The 19,808-nt window shown below is 69.8% G+C and carries 20 protein-coding genes; 10 read left to right on the forward strand and 10 right to left on the reverse strand.

What is annotated here, in order from left to right; all coding sequences use genetic code 11:
- Positions 1-3 precede the first annotated feature (3 nt).
- On the forward strand, positions 4-573 hold the full coding sequence (locus H7F53_RS12790; RefSeq protein WP_185679888.1) for a cob(I)yrinic acid a,c-diamide adenosyltransferase: 570 nt from the start codon (positions 4-6) through the stop codon (positions 571-573).
- Positions 574-659: 86 nt separating this feature from the next.
- On the opposite strand, the gene H7F53_RS12795 is transcribed toward H7F53_RS12790, so the two are convergent.
- Genes H7F53_RS12795 through mutS form a run of 3 tightly spaced genes read right to left on the reverse strand, consistent with a single transcriptional unit; the run spans position 660 to position 3,856 of the window.
- Positions 660-992 (reverse strand): hypothetical protein, encoded by a 333-nt coding sequence (locus tag H7F53_RS12795; protein WP_185679889.1) that lies wholly within the window; start codon positions 990-992, stop codon positions 660-662.
- Positions 989-1,165, reverse strand: coding sequence for a hypothetical protein (locus H7F53_RS12800; RefSeq protein ID WP_185679890.1), 177 nt, complete (start codon positions 1,163-1,165; stop codon positions 989-991). The genes H7F53_RS12795 and H7F53_RS12800 overlap by 4 nt, the downstream gene beginning before the upstream one ends.
- Positions 1,166-1,219: 54 nt before the next feature.
- Entirely contained in the window at positions 1,220-3,856 is a 2,637-nt protein-coding gene (gene mutS / locus H7F53_RS12805; RefSeq protein ID WP_452447338.1) for a DNA mismatch repair protein MutS, read from the reverse strand.
- A gap of 114 nt (positions 3,857-3,970) precedes the next feature.
- Here mutS and H7F53_RS12810 point away from each other — a divergent pair, with 114 nt between their 5' ends.
- Positions 3,971-6,235, forward strand: a complete 2,265-nt coding sequence (locus H7F53_RS12810) for an NADP-dependent malic enzyme (RefSeq protein WP_185679891.1) — start codon at positions 3,971-3,973, stop codon at positions 6,233-6,235.
- Positions 6,236-6,283: 48 nt separating this feature from the next.
- On the opposite strand, the gene H7F53_RS12815 is transcribed toward H7F53_RS12810, so the two are convergent.
- Positions 6,284-8,074, reverse strand: coding sequence for a methyl-accepting chemotaxis protein (locus tag H7F53_RS12815; RefSeq protein WP_185679892.1), 1,791 nt, complete (start codon positions 8,072-8,074; stop codon positions 6,284-6,286).
- A 176-nt stretch (positions 8,075-8,250) separates the two neighbouring features.
- Between H7F53_RS12815 and H7F53_RS12820 the strand changes: the two genes are divergently transcribed.
- The gene (locus H7F53_RS12820) at positions 8,251-8,829 is read left to right on the forward strand and encodes a TMEM165/GDT1 family protein (RefSeq protein WP_185679893.1); all 579 of its coding nucleotides are present in this window, start codon (positions 8,251-8,253) and stop codon (positions 8,827-8,829) included.
- On the opposite strand, the gene trmB is transcribed toward H7F53_RS12820, so the two are convergent.
- The 5 genes from trmB to dksA form a co-directional block, all read right to left on the reverse strand.
- Positions 8,826-9,524: a tRNA (guanine(46)-N(7))-methyltransferase TrmB gene (gene trmB / locus H7F53_RS12825; protein WP_185679894.1), complete on the reverse strand. Its 699-nt coding sequence runs from the start codon at positions 9,522-9,524 to the stop codon at positions 8,826-8,828. The two genes, H7F53_RS12820 and trmB, sit on opposite strands and share 4 nt — an antisense overlap.
- 149 nt (positions 9,525-9,673) lie before the next feature.
- Entirely contained in the window at positions 9,674-10,369 is a 696-nt protein-coding gene (gene ctrA / locus H7F53_RS12830) for a response regulator transcription factor CtrA (protein ID WP_185679895.1), read from the reverse strand.
- 220 nt (positions 10,370-10,589) lie between these two features.
- On the reverse strand, positions 10,590-12,137 hold the full coding sequence (locus H7F53_RS12835) for an ABC transporter substrate-binding protein (protein ID WP_185679896.1): 1,548 nt from the start codon (positions 12,135-12,137) through the stop codon (positions 10,590-10,592).
- A 103-nt stretch (positions 12,138-12,240) separates the two neighbouring features.
- A complete protein-coding gene (locus tag H7F53_RS12840) occupies positions 12,241-12,681 on the reverse strand; it encodes a PilZ domain-containing protein (RefSeq protein WP_246438884.1) in 441 nt (146 codons plus the stop codon).
- 75 nt (positions 12,682-12,756) lie between these two features.
- A complete protein-coding gene (dksA, locus tag H7F53_RS12845; RefSeq protein WP_185679897.1) occupies positions 12,757-13,215 on the reverse strand; it encodes an RNA polymerase-binding protein DksA in 459 nt (152 codons plus the stop codon).
- A gap of 264 nt (positions 13,216-13,479) precedes the next feature.
- On the opposite strand from dksA, the gene H7F53_RS12850 reads away from it, so the two are divergent.
- From H7F53_RS12850 to H7F53_RS12880, 7 genes are all read left to right on the forward strand, one after another.
- Complete coding sequence (locus tag H7F53_RS12850) at positions 13,480-13,818, forward strand: SEL1-like repeat protein (protein ID WP_246438885.1); 339 nt, start codon at positions 13,480-13,482, stop codon at positions 13,816-13,818.
- Positions 13,819-13,943: 125 nt separating this feature from the next.
- Positions 13,944-15,533: a bifunctional phosphoribosylaminoimidazolecarboxamide formyltransferase/IMP cyclohydrolase gene (gene purH / locus H7F53_RS12855; protein ID WP_185679898.1), complete on the forward strand. Its 1,590-nt coding sequence runs from the start codon at positions 13,944-13,946 to the stop codon at positions 15,531-15,533.
- A gap of 154 nt (positions 15,534-15,687) precedes the next feature.
- Positions 15,688-15,840, forward strand: coding sequence for a thymidylate synthase family protein (locus H7F53_RS12860; protein ID WP_185679899.1), 153 nt, complete (start codon positions 15,688-15,690; stop codon positions 15,838-15,840).
- A gap of 69 nt (positions 15,841-15,909) precedes the next feature.
- Positions 15,910-16,554, forward strand: a complete 645-nt coding sequence (gene msrA / locus H7F53_RS12865) for a peptide-methionine (S)-S-oxide reductase MsrA (protein ID WP_343062059.1) — start codon at positions 15,910-15,912, stop codon at positions 16,552-16,554.
- 20 nt (positions 16,555-16,574) lie between these two features.
- The gene (locus tag H7F53_RS12870; RefSeq protein ID WP_185679900.1) at positions 16,575-17,111 is read left to right on the forward strand and encodes a Fur family transcriptional regulator; all 537 of its coding nucleotides are present in this window, start codon (positions 16,575-16,577) and stop codon (positions 17,109-17,111) included.
- Between the two features lie 9 nt (positions 17,112-17,120).
- The gene (gene dxs / locus H7F53_RS12875) at positions 17,121-19,055 is read left to right on the forward strand and encodes a 1-deoxy-D-xylulose-5-phosphate synthase (RefSeq protein WP_185679901.1); all 1,935 of its coding nucleotides are present in this window, start codon (positions 17,121-17,123) and stop codon (positions 19,053-19,055) included.
- Complete coding sequence (locus H7F53_RS12880) at positions 19,055-19,381, forward strand: hypothetical protein (protein ID WP_185679902.1); 327 nt, start codon at positions 19,055-19,057, stop codon at positions 19,379-19,381. Before dxs ends, H7F53_RS12880 begins: the two co-directional genes overlap by 1 nt.
- Here the strand turns inward: H7F53_RS12880 and H7F53_RS12885 are convergent.
- On the reverse strand, positions 19,339-19,629 hold the full coding sequence (locus H7F53_RS12885; RefSeq protein ID WP_185679903.1) for a hypothetical protein: 291 nt from the start codon (positions 19,627-19,629) through the stop codon (positions 19,339-19,341). The two genes, H7F53_RS12880 and H7F53_RS12885, sit on opposite strands and share 43 nt — an antisense overlap.
- Positions 19,630-19,808 lie beyond the last annotated feature (179 nt).

Here is a 19,808-nt window from a genome sequence, read left to right on the forward strand (position 1 = left end):
GTCTTGGTCAAGCTCAACAAGATCTACACGCGCACCGGCGACGACGGCACCACCGGGCTGGTCGACGGCTCGCGCTGCCCGAAGCACACCGCGCGGATGGAGGCGATCGGTGCGGTCGACGAGGCCAACAGCGCGATCGGCCTCGCCGCCGCCGCACCGGCGGCCGCGCCGCACCTGTCGGCGCTGGTCCGCATCCAGAACGACATGTTCGACCTGGGTGCCGATCTTGCCACCCCGGGCGACGATTTCGCCCCATCACCGATGGTGCTGCGGATCGTGCCCAGTCAGGTCGACTGGCTCGAGGGCGCGATCGACGGCGTCAACTCCGCACTGGCGCCGCTGACCAGCTTCATCCTGCCAGGCGGCAGCGAGGCTGCAGCGCGCGTCCATGTCGCCCGCGCGGCAGTGCGCCGGGCCGAACGGCGGATGGTGGCGCTGGCAGCGGAAGCTCCGGTCAACCCCGCAGCACTCGCCTATGCCAATCGCCTGTCCGACTACCTGTTCGTCCTTGCCCGCGCGCTCAACGCGAACGGCGCCGCGGACGCCCTGTGGGTGCCCGGGCAGAATCGTTGAGCCCTCGCGGCGCAAGCGCTGCCGTGCAGAGCGGCCGTGACTGGCCCCGGACCGCCTGAGCGCAGGGCCGCAGGCGGCACCATCGGCTAATTGTTTTCAGGGAAGTCGGGGCCGCGTGGCGGCGGGTTCTCGCGCACCGGGAAGCCGCCGGGCTCGGCCGGAAGCGCCGCGCCCTGATCGCCCGCCGAAGCCGGCGGCGGGGGCGGAGGCGGCGCGGCCTCGTCCTCGGGCGCGAACCAGCTTTGCGGGGGCGGTGCCACGCTCCGCGCCGGAGGCTTCCCGGCGGTGGCGCGGGCAGCCTCGGTAATCTGCCCGGTGGCCTGCTCGGCGGGTCCGCCCGGACTGATGAACAGGGCGACGATGATCAGGAAGGCGATGACGACCACGATGGTCATCCGCGGGTTGCCGGCGATGTTCATTGCGGATCGAGAGCCCAGGGATCGGCGGGGGGCGGCGCAGCGCTGCGCGCGGAGTTGAGCGGGACGATGTCGCCCGCGGCGGCCACCCGCCAGGCCAGCAGCAGAATGCCGGCCGCCCACCACAGGGCCGACCAGCGGCTGCGAAACACCCGGTTGAGGCGCGGCACCATCATGCCCGCGGCCTAGCAGGCGGCAGTTAAGGATCTGCTAGCGGCGGCACGGCACGGTCACCCCTCGGCCTCGCGCTTGAGCTGGTAGAGCAGGTCAAGCGCGTCGCGCGGGGATAGCGCGTCGACATCGAGCGCGGCGAGCCGCGCGGCGAGCGCGGCCCGCGGGTCCGGGGCGGGTTGGGAGGGCTCGTCGCGGAGGGCGGCGAACAGCGGCAGGTCGCCCAGCCCGGCCGCCAGACCGCCGGTCTCGGCGCGGCCCTGCTCGAGTCGCTCAAGCACAGCGCGGGCACGGGCGATGACGGGCTGCGGCACGCCCGCCAGCCGCGCCACGGCCAACCCGTAGGAGCGGTCCGCCGGGCCGTCGGCCAGCTCGTGCAGCAGCACCAGCTCGCCCTTCCATTCGCGGGCCCGGACATGGTGCAGGGACAGCGCCTCGCAGCTTTCGCCGAGGCGCGCGAGCTCGTGATAGTGGGTCGCGAACAGGCAGCGGCTGCGGTTGTGGCCGTGGACCGCCTCGGCCACGGCCCATGCCAAGGCAAGGCCATCGTAGGTCGAGGTGCCCCGGCCAACCTCGTCGAGGATCACGAAGCTGCGCTCGGTTGCCTGGGCGAGGATCGCTGCGGTCTCGACCATCTCGACCATGAAGGTCGATCGGCCCCGGGCAAGGTTGTCGGCGGCACCGACCCGGCTGAACAGGCGGTCGACCAGCCCGATGGTGGCCGCGGCGGCCGGAACGAAGCTGCCCGCGTGGGCGAGGAGCACGATCAGTGCGTTCTGGCGCAGGAAGGTCGATTTGCCGCCCATGTTGGGGCCGCCGATCAGCCACAGCCGGTCGTCGGGCGACAGCACGCAATCATTCGCGACGAAACGCTCGCCGCGCGCTGCCAGGGCGGCCTCGACGACCGGATGGCGCCCACCGCTGATCGCCAGGCAGGGCTCGGTCACGATCGCCGGGCAGCACCACTGGCCCTCGGCGGCGCGCTCGGCCAGGCCGGCGGCCACATCGATCCGCGCCAGCGCCGCGGCGGTCGCGGCGATGCCTTCGCGGTGGGCAACGGCCGCGGCGACCAGCTCGGTGAAATGGGCCTCCTCGGCGGCAAGGGCATGGCCGCCGGCCTCGCCGATCCGGCTTGCCTCCTCGTGCAGGGCCAGCGCGTTGAAGCGCACCGCACCGGCCATGGTCTGGCGGTGGGTAAAGCCGCTATCGGGTGCCATCAATCGATCGGCATGGCGCGCCGGCACCTCGATGAAATAGCCGAGTACGCCGTTGTGGCGGATCTTCAGCGCGGCAATCCCGGTCTCGTCGCGGTACCTGGCCTCGAGCGCGGCGATCGCGCGGCGGGCATGGCCGGCGGTGTCGCGCAGCGCATCAAGCGCATGGTCGTAGCCCGGGGCAATGTAGCCACCCTGCCCGCGTTCGGTCGGCGGACTGGCTACGAGCGCCCGGGCCAGGAGATCGACGAGCGCGCCGTGCCCGCCCAGCGCGGGAAGCAGCGCTTCGAGCAGGGCCGGACGATCGGCCTCGCGCAGCAAGCGGTCGCGGATCCGCCGCGCCCCGTCGAGCCCATCGCGCAACTGGCCAAGGTCGCGCGGCGAGCCGCGCCCGGCCACCACGCGGCCAAGCGCCCGACCGACATCGGGCTGCGCGCGCAGCGCACCGCGCAGGTCATCGCGCAGCAGCGGATCGTCGTGGAGCCAGCCAACCAGAGCCAGCCGCGCCGCGATCGCGGCGGGGTCCGTGAGCGGCGCCGAAAGATCGTCGGCAAGCTGGCGCGCACCGGCGCCGGTGACGCAGCGGTCAACCGATTCGACCAGGCTGCCGCGGCGTCCGCCGCTGCTCGCCTCGAGGATCTCGAGGCTGGAGCGGGTCGCCTCGTCCATCGCCAGGTGCGCTGCCCCGCTGCGTGCCACCGGCGGCAGCAACAGGGGCAACCGGCCGCGCCCGACATGGTCGAGATAGGCGATCAACCCGCCGGCGGCGGCCAGCATGGGCCGGGTAAAGGCGCCGAAGCCATCGAGCGTGGCCACCCCGTGGATGGCACGGAGCCGGTCGGCTCCTCCGTCGCTCTGGAACTCGCGCACCGGCCGCGCGATCGCCGCGGGTGGGGCAAGCTCCCAGTGCTCGGGCACGACCAGTTCGCTCGCGCCCAGCCGGGCCAGGGCGGCCCCCAGCCGGTCGGGCGGGCATTCCTCCAGCTCCATCCGCCCGGTCGACACGTCGCAGGCGGCGATCCCGACCAGGCCCCGCAGATCGCAGGCGGCTGCCAGCACATTGGCCCGGCGCGGTTCGAGCAGGGCCTCCTCGGTCAGGGTCCCGGCCGTAACGAAGCGGACGATGTCGCGCGCCACCAGCGCCTTGGACCCGCCGCGCTTCCTCGCCTCCTCAGGGGTCTCGACCTGCTCGGCGATCGCCACCCGGCAGCCCGCGCGGATCAGCCTGGCCAGATAGCTTTCGGCCGAATGGACCGGCACGCCGCACATCGGGATCGGCTCGCCCAGGTGCTCGCCGCGGGTGGTCAGCGCGATATCGAGCACCTGGGCGGCGGTGCGGGCATCATCGAAGAACAGCTCGAAGAAATCGCCCATCCGGTAGAACAGCAGGCAATCGGCGGCCTGGGCCTTCAGCGCAAGATACTGGGCCATCATCGGCGTGGCGCCGGCGGGAATCGCGCCATGGGGATTCTGGGCGGGCATGGCGCGGTGCTATCGCTGCGCCGGACGCTTGGGAATGCCGCCTACGCCGCTTTCCCCTATCCTCTCGCCGCGACACGCGATAGGGCGCGAGAGATAGCCACACGGGAGGCCGCATTGTCCGAGGAAAGCAACGTCCGTTTCACCGAACGCGAGGCGCTGTTCTACCACAACACGATCCGGCCCGGCAAAATCGAGATCATCGCCAGTAAGCCGATGGCGACCCAGCGCGACCTGAGCCTGGCCTATTCGCCCGGCGTCGCCGTCCCGGTCCGCGCCATCGCCGAAGACCCTGCCACCGCCTATGATTATACCGCCAAGGGCAATCTGGTGGCGGTCATCTCCAACGGCACCGCCATCCTTGGCCTGGGCAATCTGGGTGCGCTGGCCTCGAAGCCGGTGATGGAAGGCAAGGCGGTGCTGTTCAAGCGCTTCGCCGACGTCGATTCGATCGACCTCGAGCTCGACACCGAAGACCCCCAGGCCTTCATCGATGCGGTCGCCCTGCTCGAGCCGAGCTTCGGCGGGATCAACCTGGAAGACATCAAGGCACCCGAGTGCTTCATCATCGAGCAGGCCCTGCGCGAGCGGCTGAAGATCCCGGTGATGCACGACGACCAGCACGGCACGGCGATCATCTCCGCGGCCGGCCTACTCAATGCCTGCCACCTGACCGGACGCGAGCTGCGCGACGTCAAGGTGGTGGTCAACGGGGCCGGCGCCGCGGCCATCGCCTGCACCGAGCTGATCAAGGCGATGGGCGTGCGCCACGACAATGTCATCATGTGCGACCGTTCGGGGGTGATCTACCGCGGCCGCGAGGACGGCATGGACCAGTGGAAGAGCGCGCATGCGGTCGACACCCCGAGCCGTACGCTCGAGGAGGCCGTGGTCGGTGCCGACATCTTCCTCGGCCTGTCGGCCGCCGGCGCGCTCAAGCCCGAATGGGTCAAGAAGATGGCGCCGCAGCCGATCATCTTCGCCATGGCCAACCCCGATCCGGAGATCACCCCGCCCGAGGCCAAAGCGGTGCGTCCGGACGCGATCATTGCGACCGGGCGCTCGGACTATCCGAACCAGGTCAACAACGTGCTGGGCTTCCCGTTCATCTTCCGCGGCGCGCTCGACGTGCGCGCCACCGCGATCAACGAGGAGATGAAGATCGCCGCCGCCCAGGCCATCGCCGCCCTGGCGCGCGAGCAGGTGCCGGAAGAGGTCGCCGCCGCCTATGGCAAGAACCACACCTTCGGGGTGGACTACATCATCCCGGCCCCGTTCGATCCAAGGCTGATGGAGGTGGTGTCCTCGGCCGTGGCCAAGGCGGCGATGGACACCGGCGTGGCGCAGAAGCCGATCGAGGACTTCGAGGCCTATCGCCTGAGCCTGAAGGCGCGGCTGAATCCGACCACCTCGGTTCTCACCAGCGTCTATGCCCAGGTGCGCGAGACCCCCAAGCGCGTGGTCTTCGCCGAGGCGGAGAACGAGGTGGTGCTGCGCGCCGCGATCCAGTTCCGCGATTTCGGCTATGGCACCCCGGTGCTGGTCGGCCGGACCGAAGCGGTCCGCGCCAAGCTCGCCGAGCTGGGTGTGGGCAATCCCGACAGCTACGAGATCCACAACTCCAACGTTTCGCCGCTGGTGCCCGAGATGGTCGCCTTCCTGTACGAGCGGATGCAGCGGCGCGGCTTCCTTGAGCGCGACGTGCGGCGGATGGTCAACCAGAACCGCAATGTCTTCGCCTCGCTGCTGCTCGCGCTCGGCCATGGCGACGCGATGATCTCGGGCCTCACCCGGACCTTCTCGCAGACCATGCGCGAGGTGCGCCGGGTGCTCGATCCCAAGCCCGGGCACGTGCCTTTCGGCGTCCACCTGATGGTCGCCAAGAACTACACCGTGTTCCTCGCCGACACGACCGTGAACGAACGCCCGACCGCGCAGGAGCTGGCCCACATCGCGGTCGAGACCGCCGCCGTGGCGCGCCGCATGGGCCATGATCCGCGGGTCGCCTTCCTGTCGTTCTCCACTTTCGGCAATCCGATGGGGCGCTGGGTCGAGCCGATCCGCGAGGCGGTCGCCCTGCTCGACGCGATGGACCCGGGCTTCGAGTACGAAGGCGATATCGCTCCCGACGCGGCGCTCAATCCGAAGGTGATGGCGAACTATCCGTTTTGTCGTCTGTCTGGCCCCGCCAACGTGCTGATCATGCCCGGGCTGCAGTCGGCCAACATCTCGGCCAAGCTGCTGCGCGAACTGGCCGGCAACGCCGTGATCGGGCCGATGCTGATCGGGATGGACAAGCCGGTCCAGATCGCGCCGATGACGGCGCTGGCGCCGGATATCCTCACCCTCGCGGTGCTGGCCGCGGGCGGCGTGGTCGGCTGATGCCATTGGCGCCGGCCCTCGATCAAGGGCCGGCCACCGTCACGCCGGTCAGGAGGCCAGCGCGAGCTGTCCGCGCGGCAAGGCTGGCGCCGTGCGCGCCTGATCGTCGGCCCGGAACACCGCGACCCGCCGGTGCAGCACCCCGGCCTCGGACGACAGGCTGCGCGCGGCCGCGGTGGTCTGCTCGACCATGGCGGCGTTCTGCTGGGTCGCGCCGTCCATCTCATTGACCACGGCGGTGACCTCGCGCAGGCTGGTGGCCTGACGGGTCGCCGCGTCGGTGATGGCCTGGACCCGCTCGGCAATCTCGCTGATGCCGCCGACGATCTCCCGCAACATGCCACCGCTTTCATTGGCCAGCGCAACACCGCCGACCACCTGATCAGTGCTGGACGTGATCAGCCGGCGGATTTCCTCGGCCGCCTCCTTGGAGCGGTCGGACAGGGCCCGCACTTCGGTCGCGACCACCGCGAAGCCCTTGCCGGCCTCGCCGGCGCGCGCTGCCTCGACCCCGGCGTTGAGCGCCAGCAGGTTGGTCTGGAAGGCAAGCGCATCGATGGTGCCGATGATCTGAACGATCGCGCGGGCGGAAACCTCGATCTCGCTCATCGCCGCGATCGTCGAGGCGACGACATCGGCGCTCGCCCGTGCCTGGTCCTGCGCCGCCACGATCGCCGTGGCGACCTCGAGCGAATCCTGCGCGGTACGGCTGACGAGCGCGGTCACCTCGTTGAGCGCATGGGCCGCCGACTCGAGCCGGTTGGCCTGGTGCTCGGTGCGCAGCGCCAGGTCGCCCGCCGCGGCGTGGATCTCGTTGGCACCCGACGAGACGGTCTGCGAGGTCTGGCTGACCTGCGTCAGCGTCTCGCCCAGCGTCGCCATCGTCCGGTTGTAGGCCGCGCGCAGCCGTTCATACTCGGCGGCCATCGGCTGATCGATGCGGAAGGCCAGATTGCCGGCCGCAAGCTCGGTCAAGGCCTGGTCGAGCCGTTCGACCACCTCGTGCTGTTCGCTTTCGCGCTGGATGCGGGTCTGCAGCGCATCGCGGAACACCCGGGCCGCACCCAGCATTGCGCCAATCTCGTCGTCCGGTCCGCGCGCGGCGGTGTCGATCCCGTCCAGCGCGACATCCGTCCGCCCACCGGCCATGTCGCGCAGGACCCCGGCGGTTCCCTGGATCGGGTGCAGGATATGGCGGTCGAACAGCTTGAGGCTGGCCAACAGGGCTCCCAGCACGCCCAGCGCGATCAAGGCGAGCAAGACTCCGACGATCAGCAGGGTGGTGTCGCTGGAGCGGGCGAGCTGGGTCTGGCGGTCGGCGGCGGCAGCGACCAGCGCGTCGACCGCGGCACGGTGCGCAGCATAGTACTGGCCAAGCGCGGCATAGGACCCCGTCACTGCAGCGAGATCGCGCGATCGCAGCGCGGGCGCGAACTGCGCGTCCACCTCGCGCCAGAAACGATCGCCGCTGTCGATTACGGCGGGGAGCAGTCGGGTCTGAAGATCGCCGCCGAGCTCGGCGGCGCGCCACACATCGGCCCGCGCGGCAAACTGGCGGCGCAGCGCGGCAAGACGGCCGATCCGCAGGTCCGCTTCGGTTGGTTCGGCCTGCCCCGACCCCAGCGCCGCGACGGCCTGGGTCGCCTCCAGATAGGCCTCGATGACGTACAGCGGTGGCGGCAGGATATCGGCGGTCAGATCGCTGATCTGCTGGTTCTGGCGATGCATCGGCCCACCGAAACGGATCTGCTGGATCGCGACACCGGTAACGGCGATCGCGAAAAGCAGGGCGAGCCCAAGAATGGCGCTGCCTCTGCGGCTTGTCCGCTTTAGTGACATGCGGCTTTATCCTGAATGACTAGGGTGCGATCCCGCGTGCCGCTCTACAATCGATTAGCAACTTTATCCCATACCTATGGTATAAGTATTCACACTGGGTCGGTGGCGATTGGGTGCCGCGCCGGACCCTGGTGCGAGGTGCTTGCCGGAGCGACTGGCTGCGCCTAGGGGACGCGATGCCCGACGCCTTCCTGACCTCTGTCGCAGTGGTCGCGCTTGCCGAGATCGGCGACAAGACCCAGCTCCTCGCCATCCTCCTTGCCACCCGCTTCCGCCGGCCGTGGCCGGTCGTCGCCGGGATCCTTGTCGCCACAATGGCCAACCACTTCCTGGCCGCCTTGCTCGGCGCCAAGATGGCCGGACTGCTCGATGGCGCGGGGTTCCGCTATGCCGTGGCGCTCTCGTTCATCGCCATGGCAGGCTGGACCCTGATTCCCGACACGGCCGATGACGCCGCTCCCGGGGCGGGGCGGTTCGGTGCCTTTCTCGCCACAGTGGTGGCCTTCTTCGTGGTCGAGATAGGCGACAAGACCCAGATCGCGACGATCGCACTGGGCGCGCGCTTCCACAGCGTGCTGGCGGTGATGGCCGGCACCACGCTGGGCATGATGTTGGCCAACGTGCCCGCCGTGTTCCTGGGCGAAGCGCTGATCGCGCGGGTACCGCTGCGGCTGGTGCGGATCCTGGCGGCGGGGCTGTTGCTGGCGGTAGGTCTGTGGCTGCTGCTTGAGACCGCCGGCCTGCTGACGCACTAGCGGCGGCGGAAGCGGAAGTACCACACTTCGTGGCCAAGCCGCCGGGCCTTGGCCTCGTAGCGCGTCTCGGGCCAGCCGCCCGGGCGCCGCTGGAAGTCCTCGGGGCGTTCGCAAAGCCAGTCGAACAGGTCGCGATGGCGGCGCATGACCATCAGCGCGTGGCGCAGGTAGACCGGATGATCGGTCCCGAAGCGGAATTCGCCGCCTGGCTTCAGCTTGTCGGCGATCAGCCGGACCGGGCCATCGTTCATCATCCGCCGCTTGGCGTGGCGCGCCTTGGGCCAGGGGTCGGGATGGAGCAGATAGACGAACGACAGCGCCTCATCCGGCACCCGTTCAAGCACCTCGAGCGCATCGCCGTGCTGGATCCGGACATTGGCGAGCCCGCCGTCACGGACATGCACCAGCGCCTGGGCCACCCCGTTGACGAAGGGCTCGCAGCCGATGAAGCCATGGTCGGGCAGCAGGTCGGCCCGGTAGGCAAGATGTTCGCCGCCGCCAAAACCGATCTCGAAATGGAGCGGCCGGTCCTCGCCGAACAGGCGCGCCGCGGTGACCGGCCCGGCGCTCGGCACGGCGATCTGAGGCAGCAGGCGGTCGACCAGCTCCTGCTGGCCCTGCCGCAGGGGCTTGCCCTTGGCGCGGCCATAGAGCCGGTTGATGGTGGTGGGGTCGCCTGCCTTGTACGCCGTCATGCGCGGCCCCTTAGTCGGCCGGCGCAGGGAACGCCAGCCGCTGCGGTCAGCCGGAACGAGAAACGGCCCGCCTTCCCCCACGGAGGCGGGCCGTTGCCCGGTTCAGACCGCCTGGCAGGCGGCGTGACGAAAGGGGACGAGGGCGGTGGTCAGGCGGCTTCCATCTGATCGTTGGGATCCCGCAGCACATAGCCGCGGCCCCAGACGGTCTCGATGTAGTTCTCGCCGCCGCAGGCATGGGCCAGCTTCTTGCGCAGCTTGCAGATGAACACGTCGATGATCTTGAGTTCGGGCTCGTCCATCCCGCCATAGAGATGGTTGAGGAACATTTCCTTGGTCAGCGTGGTGCCCTTGCGCAGCGACAGCAGCTCGAGCATCGCATATTCCTTGCCGGTCAGGTGGACCCGCGCGCCATCGACTTCGACAGTCTTGGCATCAAGGTTGACCGACAGCTTGCCGGTGCGGATGACCGACTGGGAATGGCCCTTCGAGCGCCGGACAACGGCGTGGATACGGGCGATCAGCTCTTCACGGTGGAACGGCTTGGTCACGTAGTCGTCAGCGCCGAAACCGAACGAACGGACCTTGGAGTCCATCTCGGCAATCCCCGAGAGGATCAGCACCGGGGTCTGGACCTTGGCCACCCGCAGCTTCTTCAGCACGTCGTAGCCGTGCATGTCGGGCAGGTTCAGGTCGAGCAGGATGATGTCGTAGTCATACAGCTTGCCCAGGTCCAAACCTTCCTCACCGAGGTCGGTCGAATACACATTGAAGCCCTCGGCCGTGAGCATCAGCTCGATGGCCCGGGCCGTTGTCGGCTCGTCCTCGATCAGCAGCACTCGCATGGGTGCCCCCCTTATGCCCCTAAACCCGATCCACCCCAACGTTTGGGGTCTTTCAGGCAATTAACCATGCGACCTATGAAAGAGAAAGGTTAATTTACCGTAAAACGGGATATCGGCGTCATTTTGAATTTGAGACCTACCTCTAAGGGGTACGAACGGCCCCGCACGACTACTTATCTGCAGAACGGCTCAGGCCCAACGGCCGGAGCCGGAGGCCGGATCAATCGGTCTGCTCGACCAGTGGCGGAAGTGGGTGAAAGGCCACGGTATTCGGCGCAAAACCGGGCGTTCCAGGCCGCACCAGGGACCAGCGCACCGGCGGGCCCAGCGGCAGAAACACAGCCGCGGCGGACATCTGGGCTTCGACCGCTGCGAGCATGGCCAGACGCCGTGCCGGATCGCGCTCTGCTCGGGCCTCGGCGAGGCGCGCGTCGGCCGCGGTGCTGCAAATGGTGCGCCGTGCCGGGCAGGACAGTTGATTCAGATACCACAGCGGCCCCGGATAGCGCGCGACCAGATCGAGCAACCGCAGGTCGGCCGGAGCTTCGGCCGCAACCCGGGTCAGGGTCACCCCGATCGCGGCGAAGTCCGTGCGCAGACGCTCGAACACCGCGTCGGCGCCAGGCCCGCTGGGCCAGGCCAATCGCAGCGAGGCCAGTGGCCTGCCGCTGCGACCGGTCCAGCGCGCGACCCGGGCAGCCGCCTCGGCCTGACGCAGGTCAAGCGGCGCAGTGGTCCAGGCGGGTGCGGCAGCCTGGACCGGCGCGGCCGGTTCGGCACCCGCGCGCGCGGGCAGGGTCAAGGCCCCACCGGAACCGGGGACGGATAACGGAACGATCCGCGTGGTGGGGGTCCAGCCGGTGAGACCCATGGCCCCGGCAAGGGCATCGCGATCGATCGCCATAGCCAGCGCTTCGCGGAACTCGGGTGCGGCGAGCGGACCTTCGGCTCCCACGACGGCCAGACCGAACAGCCCTGCGGCCGGATCGACCTGCAGCGCCCGACGCGACAGCCCGGCCACAGCCTGGGCCTGCGGCAGGTCGGCAAACCGCCCACCGAACACCAGGCTGAGCTCGCCCCGGGCAAAGGCCTCGGTCGCGGCGCGGGCAGAAAGCGCACGCAGCTGCAGCGAAGCGGGACGGGGATCAGCCGGGTCGAGCGCCGGCAGACCCAGCCGGGTCGGGGGGATCAGCACCAACCGCAGCGTGCCAGCCGCGCTTGCGGCCGGTTCGAGCGGGCCGCTGCCACGCTCGCGCCGCCGCAACGCGAGCTCAGGCTGGGCGAGCAACTGCAGCAGTTCGGGCACAGGGCGGGCTAGGCGCAACTCGAGCACGCGGTCGGTCATCACCCGCACCTCTGCCAGGTCGGCGAGGTCAAGCCCGAGCGGGGTGCCGCGGAGGCCGTCGAGCGCCTGGCGCAGGGCTCGCGCCACGGTCTGCCCGCTTAGCGGGGTGCCATCCGGCCAGGTGCCGTCGCGTAGGCGGAAGATGTAGCTGTCGCCATCGTCGGTCACGATCCAGCGGTCGGCGAGGGCGGGGACCACCTGTCCCTGGGCATCGAGCGCGACCAATCCTTGCGCGGTCGCAGCCTGGACCAGCTGTCCGGCCACGCCAAGCCGCGCGCCCCGTTCGGCGAGGTCGGCCGGACGGCCGATCACGGCAAGATCGATCCGCTGTTCGTTGTCGCCCCGGCACCCGGCGAGCACTGCCAGGGCGGCGAGCGGAACGACGATCAGCCGGACAGCTCCGGATGGTCCACAGCAGCGCATGGCAAGGGGTTAGGCTGGCACCGGGGTCGGGGCAAGCCCCCCGCGCGCGACCGGGATGCGGCGGGCACCGCCCGGTCCAAGGGTCCGGACCCGGTACCGGCGCTCAGATCACCTTGCGGAGCGGCCCGGCGGGAACGGTGGGGGTGGCGGCCATCAGCCGGCGCCGGAAGGGTTCCTGGGGATCGGGCTGGACCTGCATCGGCATCCGCGCCTGGGCCACGTCGATCTCACGCGCGAAGGCCACGCCGAAGCGGTTGCCCTCGACCCACGCGACCGACCCATCGATCCAGCCAACCTTGCGCAGGTTGACGCTGATCGCATCGCTACGGGTCACCGGGACGTCGCCTTCGGCCATCATGCCACCGCTCGAGAGATTGCGCACCTTGACCCGATATTCGCTACCATGATCACCCAGACGCAACTCCGCCAGGATGAACAGGCTGTCTCGCGAAATGTGCCGGTTGTCGCCGTCGCCCATCGTACCACTTGCGTCCCGTGATCGTATGCCGTGCCGGTTGTCCGGCATCGTCCATTCCACGATCATGCTCTAGCAGACGAAAACGAACAAGCGGTTAACGATTGCAAGCCCAGCGCCGCCGCTGGAACCCGCGATCCCCGGCTAGTCGTCGCGCGAGATCTTTTCGCGGCGTTCGTGGGCCTCCTGCGCCTCGACCGTCATGGTCGCAATCGGCCGCGCGATCAGCCGGCCCAGCCCGATCGGCTCGCCGGTCACCTCGCAGTAGCCGTACTCGCCCTCCTCGATCCGGCGCAGCGCGGAATCGATCTTGGCGATCAGCTTGCGCTGGCGGTCGCGGGTGCGCAGCTCGATCCCCCAGTCGGTCTCGCTCGAGGCGCGGTCATTGAGGTCGGGCTCGCGGATCGGGCCATCCTGCAGCTGCTGGAGCGTGTCGGCCGAGGATTCGTGGATGGCTTTCTTCCAGGCCTGAAGCAGGCGGCGGAAGTAGTCCAGCTGCGCATCGTTCATGTACGGCTCGTCGGCCTGGGGCGTGTAATCACCCGCGATGGCGCGCTTGGCCTTCACCAGAATATCGATGTCATCCGCAACGGAGGTAGGCATGGGATTCGTGCGCTCCAGACCAGATACCGCGAGCCTTCTGGCGCGCCGGAATCTCCGGAGTCAGACCGCCAGCCGGGTTGAGCGCGCCTATAGGAGCCGCGCCGGTTTCGCACAAGCGCAATGATCTTGCGCCGCTGGTCCCGGCTGACCGGCCGCGCCGGCCGCCGGGCGTTAACCTTTTGTTGACCATGATGGGTCAGCTTCCGGCTCATGGACAGCGCCGCGGGGGCTTGCCCGGCTGGCCGAATCTTGGGGGTAACAACAATGGGTGCAGAGTGGATCCGTCCGGTCGATCACGCGCCGGAAACCGTTCGTCCGGCCGGGGAGGCCGACCTGCTGGTGGCAACCTGCCTCGCCGCCGCCTCGGCGGGCGAGATCAGTGCCTACTTCGATCTGGGCGTGGCCTATTCGACCGGCAGCCACGGGGCGCCGGTCGATCTGATCGAGGCGCACAAGTGGTTCAACCTCGCCGCGGTCGCCGGCTACGAGGACGCCGCCCAGTGCCGCGCCGACGTGGCCGACGAGATGACCGCGCGCGAGATCGCCGAGGCCCAGCGCCGGGCGCGCGAGTGGCTTGCGGCGGGAGCACGCCACGCTGCCTGACCGGCCCGGGCGCCCGCGCCCGGCCTGACGCCGGCCGAATCCGCAGCTTTCGCCGCTGCGCGCTTGGCCTGGCACACCGATTTGCCTAAGGGGCCCCGGTCGACGCCACCGCAGGGACCCACCACATGACCGCCATCACGCTTCGCCGCGCGCTGCTTTCCGTTTCGGACAAGACCGGTCTGGTCGAGCTGGGCCGGGCACTGAGCGCCCGCGGGGTCGAGCTGGTCTCCACCGGCGGTACCGCCCGGACGCTGCGCGACGCCGGGCTCGCGGTGCGCGACATTTCCGAGCTGACCGGCTTTCCCGAGATGATGGACGGGCGGGTCAAGACACTGCACCCGAAGGTCCACGGCGGCCTGCTGGCCGTGCGCGACAATCCCGAGCATGCCGCCGCCATGGCCGAGCACGCGATCGGCGCGATCGACCTGGTGGTGGTCAACCTCTACCCCTTCGAGGCGACCGTGGCGAAGGGCGCCGAGCGCGACGAGATCATCGAGAATATCGATATCGGCGGTCCCAGCATGGTCCGCTCGGCCGCGAAGAACCACGCCTACGTCACGATCGTCACCGATCCGGCCGACTATGCCGAGCTGCTCGGCGAGCTCGAAGCGGGCGCGGGTGCGACCAGCTACGACTTCCGCCGCCGCATGGCCGGCAAGGCCTATGCCGCCACGGCGGCCTACGATTCGATGATCTCGCAGTGGTTCGCCTTCGCCGATCAGGGCGAGACCTTCCCCGGGACGCTGGCGATCACCGGGCGGCGCGCGGCGACGCTGCGCTATGGCGAGAACCCGCACCAGAGCGCGGCGCTCTACACCCCGGTCGGTCCGCACGCCCATGGCATCGCCCAGGCCGAGCAGGTCCAGGGCAAGGAGCTGTCCTACAACAACTACAACGATGCCGACGCCGCGCTCGAGCTCTGCGCCGAGTTCCGGGATCAGGATCCCGCGGTGGTGATCGTCAAGCACGCCAATCCCTGCGGCGTGGCCCAGGGCACCAGCCTGCTCGAGGCCTGGCAGGGCGCCCTGCAGTGCGATTCGGTCTCGGCCTTCGGCGGCATCGTCGCGGTCAACACCACCCTCGACGGCGCGACGGCGGCGGCGATCTGCGAGATCTTCACCGAGGTCGTGGTCGCGCCCGCCGCCACGCCCGAGGCGTTGGCCGCCTTCGCCAAGAAGAAGAACCTGCGCCTGCTGCTGACCGGCAGCCTGCCCGATCCGCGCCGCGCCGGGCTGCAGGTCAAGCCGATCACCGGCGGCCTGCTGGTCCAGACCCGCGACAACGGCGCGATCAGCGCGGCCGATCTCCAGGTGGTGACCCGGCGCCAGCCGACCGCGCAGGAGCTCAAGGACTGCCTGTTCGCCTGGACCGTGGCGCGGCACGTCAAGTCGAACGCGATCGTCTATGCCAAGGACGGGGTCACCGCCGGGATCGGCGCCGGACAGATGAACCGCCGCGACAGCTCGCGCATCGCCGCGACCAAGGCGGCCGAGGCGGCACAGACCTATGGCTGGGCAGCGCCGCGCACGGTCGGGTCGGCGGTGGCCTCGGATGCGTTCTTCCCCTTTGCCGACGGGCTGCTCGCGGCGGCCGAGGCCGGCGCCACCGCCGTGATCCAGCCCGGCGGCTCGATCCGCGACGACGAGGTGATCGCCGCGGCCGATGCGGCAGGACTGGCCATGGTCTTCACCGGAATGCGCCACTTCCGCCACTGACCGACGCCGCGGCGCTGGCGCGTGCGCCCTGGCTTAACGTTTCGTCGCAGGCATCCGGCGGTTCGCCGCAACGCAGCATGGCGCTCAGGCTTCGGCAACCCTACCTGCGCGAAGCGATTCGGCATTCCCGCCTTCCCGCAGCGAGCGCACGTTCATGGGCCTGTTCACCACCGATCTGTTCCGCTCCTTCGCGATCGGCTTCGTCGCTGGCGCGCTGGGCCTGGTTGCAGTGCTGGGCACGGGCGGTGACGATGCCGCGGGCGGAATGGTCCCCCACGCTGTCGCCGCGCCAGTGACGGAGCGCTGAGCCGTGGGGCGTCCGGCCACGGCCCGTCGCCTCCTCGACCGGATTCGGACTGCTCGCATCGGGCTGGTAGTGGCCGCTCTGGCCGGCACAATCGCCCTGCCCCTCCCGCTCGCCGCCGCCCCGCTGGCGCCTGCCGCCAAGGTCGCGGCGCCTGAGGAAACCGGGCTGCAGACCGCGCTGTTCGCCGGTGGCTGCTTCTGGGGCATCGAGGCGGTGTTCAGCCATCTGCGCGGCGTGCACAGCGCGGTGTCCGGCTACCATGGCGGCACCGTGCGCAATCCCAGCTACGAGGACGTATCCGACGGGCGCACCGGCCACGCCGAGACCGTGCGCGTGCGCTACGATCCCAGGCTGATCCGTTATGACCAGCTGCTGCGGGTGTTCTTCTCGGTCGGCGCCGATCCCACCCTGCTCAACCGCCAGGGTCCCGACGTCGGCACGCAGTACCGCTCGGCGCTGATCCCGCTGAACGAGACGCAGCGCCGGGTGGCCCAGGCCTACCTGGCCCAGCTCGCCCAGTCGGGGCTGTGGAGCGGTCCGATCGTGACCCGGATCGAACCCTACCGCGCCTTCTATCCGGCCGAGGCCTACCATCAGGACTTCGCCGCGGCCAATCCGTTCCACGGCTATATCCGACGCTGGGACGCCCCCAAGATCGAGGCGCTCAAGCGGTTGTTCCCACAGTTCTACAAGCCGGCCTTCACCCGCGGCTAGGTTGGCACTATCTAGCAGCGATGGGCACTCATCGCGGCGGCACCGGCCATCACCATCACGAACACTCCGGCAGCGGCTTGATCGACGCCGCGCGCGACACGCTGCGCGCCGCGGAGGAACAATGGACCGACATGCGGGCCGACGTCTTCGCGGCGCTGGCCGGCCAGTCGCGCCCGGTCTCGGCCTATGATGTCGCCGACCAGGTCAGCACCGCGCGCGGCAAGCGGGTGGCGGCGAACAGCGTCTACCGCATCCTCGACCTGTTCGTGCGGACCAATCTGGCGCGGCGGATCGAGAGCGCCAACGCCTATGTCGCCAACCCGCACCCCGGCTGCCGCCACGATTGCATGTTCCTGATCTGCGATGCCTGCGGCAGCGCGATCCACGTCGACGACGACCGGCTGGCCGCGACAGTGCGCGAGGCGGCCCAGCGCGCCGGCTTCGCCGAAGTGCGCCCGGTGATCGAGCTGCGCGGGATCTGCGCGACCTGTTCGGGCGAGGCGCCTGCCGCAATGGTGGCGAGCGGGGCAATCGACTCGCCCCGATCGACCGTGTAAGGCACTCGGATGACTGCTTCCCAGGCCCCTGCCCCGGCCACCCCGTTGCTGGACACCGTCACGCTGCCGCAGGACCTGCGCAAGCTTCCCGTCGGCCAGTTGCGCCAGCTGGCCGATGAGCTGCGCGCCGAGATGATCGCCGCGGTGGGCCAGACCGGAGGCCATCTCGGCTCCGGGCTGGGCGTGGTCGAACTGACCGTGGCGATCCATTACGTGTTCAACACCCCGGATGACCGGCTGGTCTGGGACGTAGGCCACCAGGCCTATCCGCACAAGATCCTCACCGGCCGGCGCGACCGCATCCGCACCCTGCGCCAGGGCGGCGGGCTGTCGGGCTTCACCAAGCGCAGCGAGAGCGAATACGATCCGTTCGGCACGGCGCACTCCTCCACCTCGATCTCGGCCGCGCTGGGCTTTGCCGTGGCCAACAAGCTGGCCGGCCAGCCGGGCAAGGGGATCGCCGTGATCGGCGACGGCGCGATGAGCGCGGGCATGGCCTACGAGGCGATGAACAACGCCCATGTTGCCGGCAACCGCCTGATTGTCATCCTCAACGACAACGACATGTCGATCGCGCCGCCGGTGGGCGGACTGTCGGCCTATCTCGCCCGGCTGGTCTCCTCGCGCCCGTTCCTCGGTCTGCGCGACACGCTGCGGCGGTTGTCGCGGCGCCTGCCCGGACCGCTCCACAAGGCCGCCAAGAAGACCGACGAGTTCGCCCGCGGCATGGCCATGGGCGGCACCCTGTTCGAGGAGCTGGGCTTCTACTACGTCGGCCCGGTCGACGGGCACAACCTCGAGCACCTGATCCCGGTGCTCGAGAACGTGCGCGATGCTGCCGAGGGCCCCTGCCTGATCCACGTCGTGACCAAGAAGGGCAAGGGCTATGCCCCGGCCGAGGCCGCGGCCGACAAGTACCACGGGGTCCAGAAGTTCGACATCATCACCGGTGAGCAGGTCAAGAGCGCGGGTGGCCCGCCCAGCTATACCAATGTCTTCGCCCAGGCGCTGGTCGCCGAGGCCGAGCGCGATCCGACAGTCTGCGCAATCACCGCGGCAATGCCCTCGGGCACCGGGCTGGACCGCTTCGCCAGCCTGTTCCCCGACCGGGCCTTCGACGTCGGCATCGCCGAGCAGCACGCAGTAACCTTCGCTGCGGGGCTGGCCGCGCAGGGGATGCGGCCGTTCTGCGCGATCTATTCCACCTTCCTGCAGCGTGCCTACGACCAGGTGGTCCACGATGTGGCGATCCAGAACCTGCCGGTGCGCTTCGCGATCGACCGTGCCGGGCTGGTCGGGGCCGACGGGGCGACCCATGCCGGCTCGTTTGACGTCACCTATCTCGCTTCGCTGCCCAATTTCGTGGTCATGGCCGCGGCCGACGAGGCCGAGCTGGTCCATATGACCCATACCGCCGCACTCTACGACAGCGGCCCGATCGCCTTCCGCTATCCGCGCGGCAATGGCACCGGGGTGCCCCTGCCCGCGGTGCCCGAGCGGCTCGAAATCGGCAAGGGCCGGATCGTCCGCCAGGGCAGCAAGGTGGCGCTGCTTTCGCTGGGCACGCGCCTGGCCGAAGCGCTCAAGGCGGCCGAACAGCTCGACGCACGGGGGCTGTCGACCACGGTGGCCGACCTGCGCTTCGCCAAGCCGCTCGACGAGGACCTGATCCGTCGGCTGATGGCGACCCACGAGGTGGTGGTGACGATCGAGGAAGGCTCGATCGGCGGGCTCGGCGCCCACGTGCTGACGATGGCCAGCGACGAGGGGCTGACCGACGCCGGGCTCAAGATCCGCACCATGCGCCTGCCCGACCTGTTCCAGGACCACGACAGTCCCGACAAGCAGTATGACGTCGCCCGGCTGAACGCCCCGCACGTGGTCGAGACAGTGCTGGCCGCGCTGCGCCACAACAGCGCTGGCGTCGAGGAAGCCCGCGCCTGATGGCAGCGACCGCGGCACCGGTCCTGCCGCGCTGGCAGGCGGCGGTGCTGCGCGGGCTGGTGCTGCTGGGCGCACTGTTCGTGCTCAGCGGCGCGCTCACCCTGTTCGCGATCGGGCTGCTGGCTAATGGCCGCGGCATCGGCTCGCTCCATTTCAGCTGGACCCTGTTCGGCCTGAGCCTGGCCGCCGGGCTCGCCCAGGCGCTGCTCGGGCTGCTCGGCTGCCGCACCGCCTGGCACTGGATCGCCGCGCATAGCGCGCCCGGCGCGGCAGATGCGGACGTTCAGTCCTCGTCGGACAGGGGATCGACCACCGCGGCATCGTGACCAGTGCCGCTGGACAGGAACACCAGCCCCATCAACGCCACGGTCAGCAGCACCGTGCCGCCAATGCCCAGCGCCGAGGCGATGTAGAGGTTGATCGAGACCAGCCCGTTCTCCTGCCACAGCCAGGCCAGCACCGCGACGACGATCGCCAGGGTGATCCATCCGGCCAGCCGCATCATCCGCTTGTAGCGGCCCCAGGCATGGGCCGCATTGTGCGGATCGTCGAGCGGGGACGGCGGTACGGTCATACCCGCGCTGATGGGCCAAGCCGGGTGCGCTGGCAATGGCCCTTTGGTCCTGCCGGGCCAGGGCCGCGACCAGTTCCCGTGACGGCCCCGCCAATCGGCCGCCGCGGGCCCGGCGAGGGACTGGCACTTTACCCCGGGCCATGGCATCCTTGGCGTCCGTGATCCGCCGGAGGGGCGGG

The organism is Novosphingobium piscinae, assembly GCF_014230355.1.
Lineage (GTDB): Bacteria > Pseudomonadota > Alphaproteobacteria > Sphingomonadales > Sphingomonadaceae > Novosphingobium > Novosphingobium piscinae.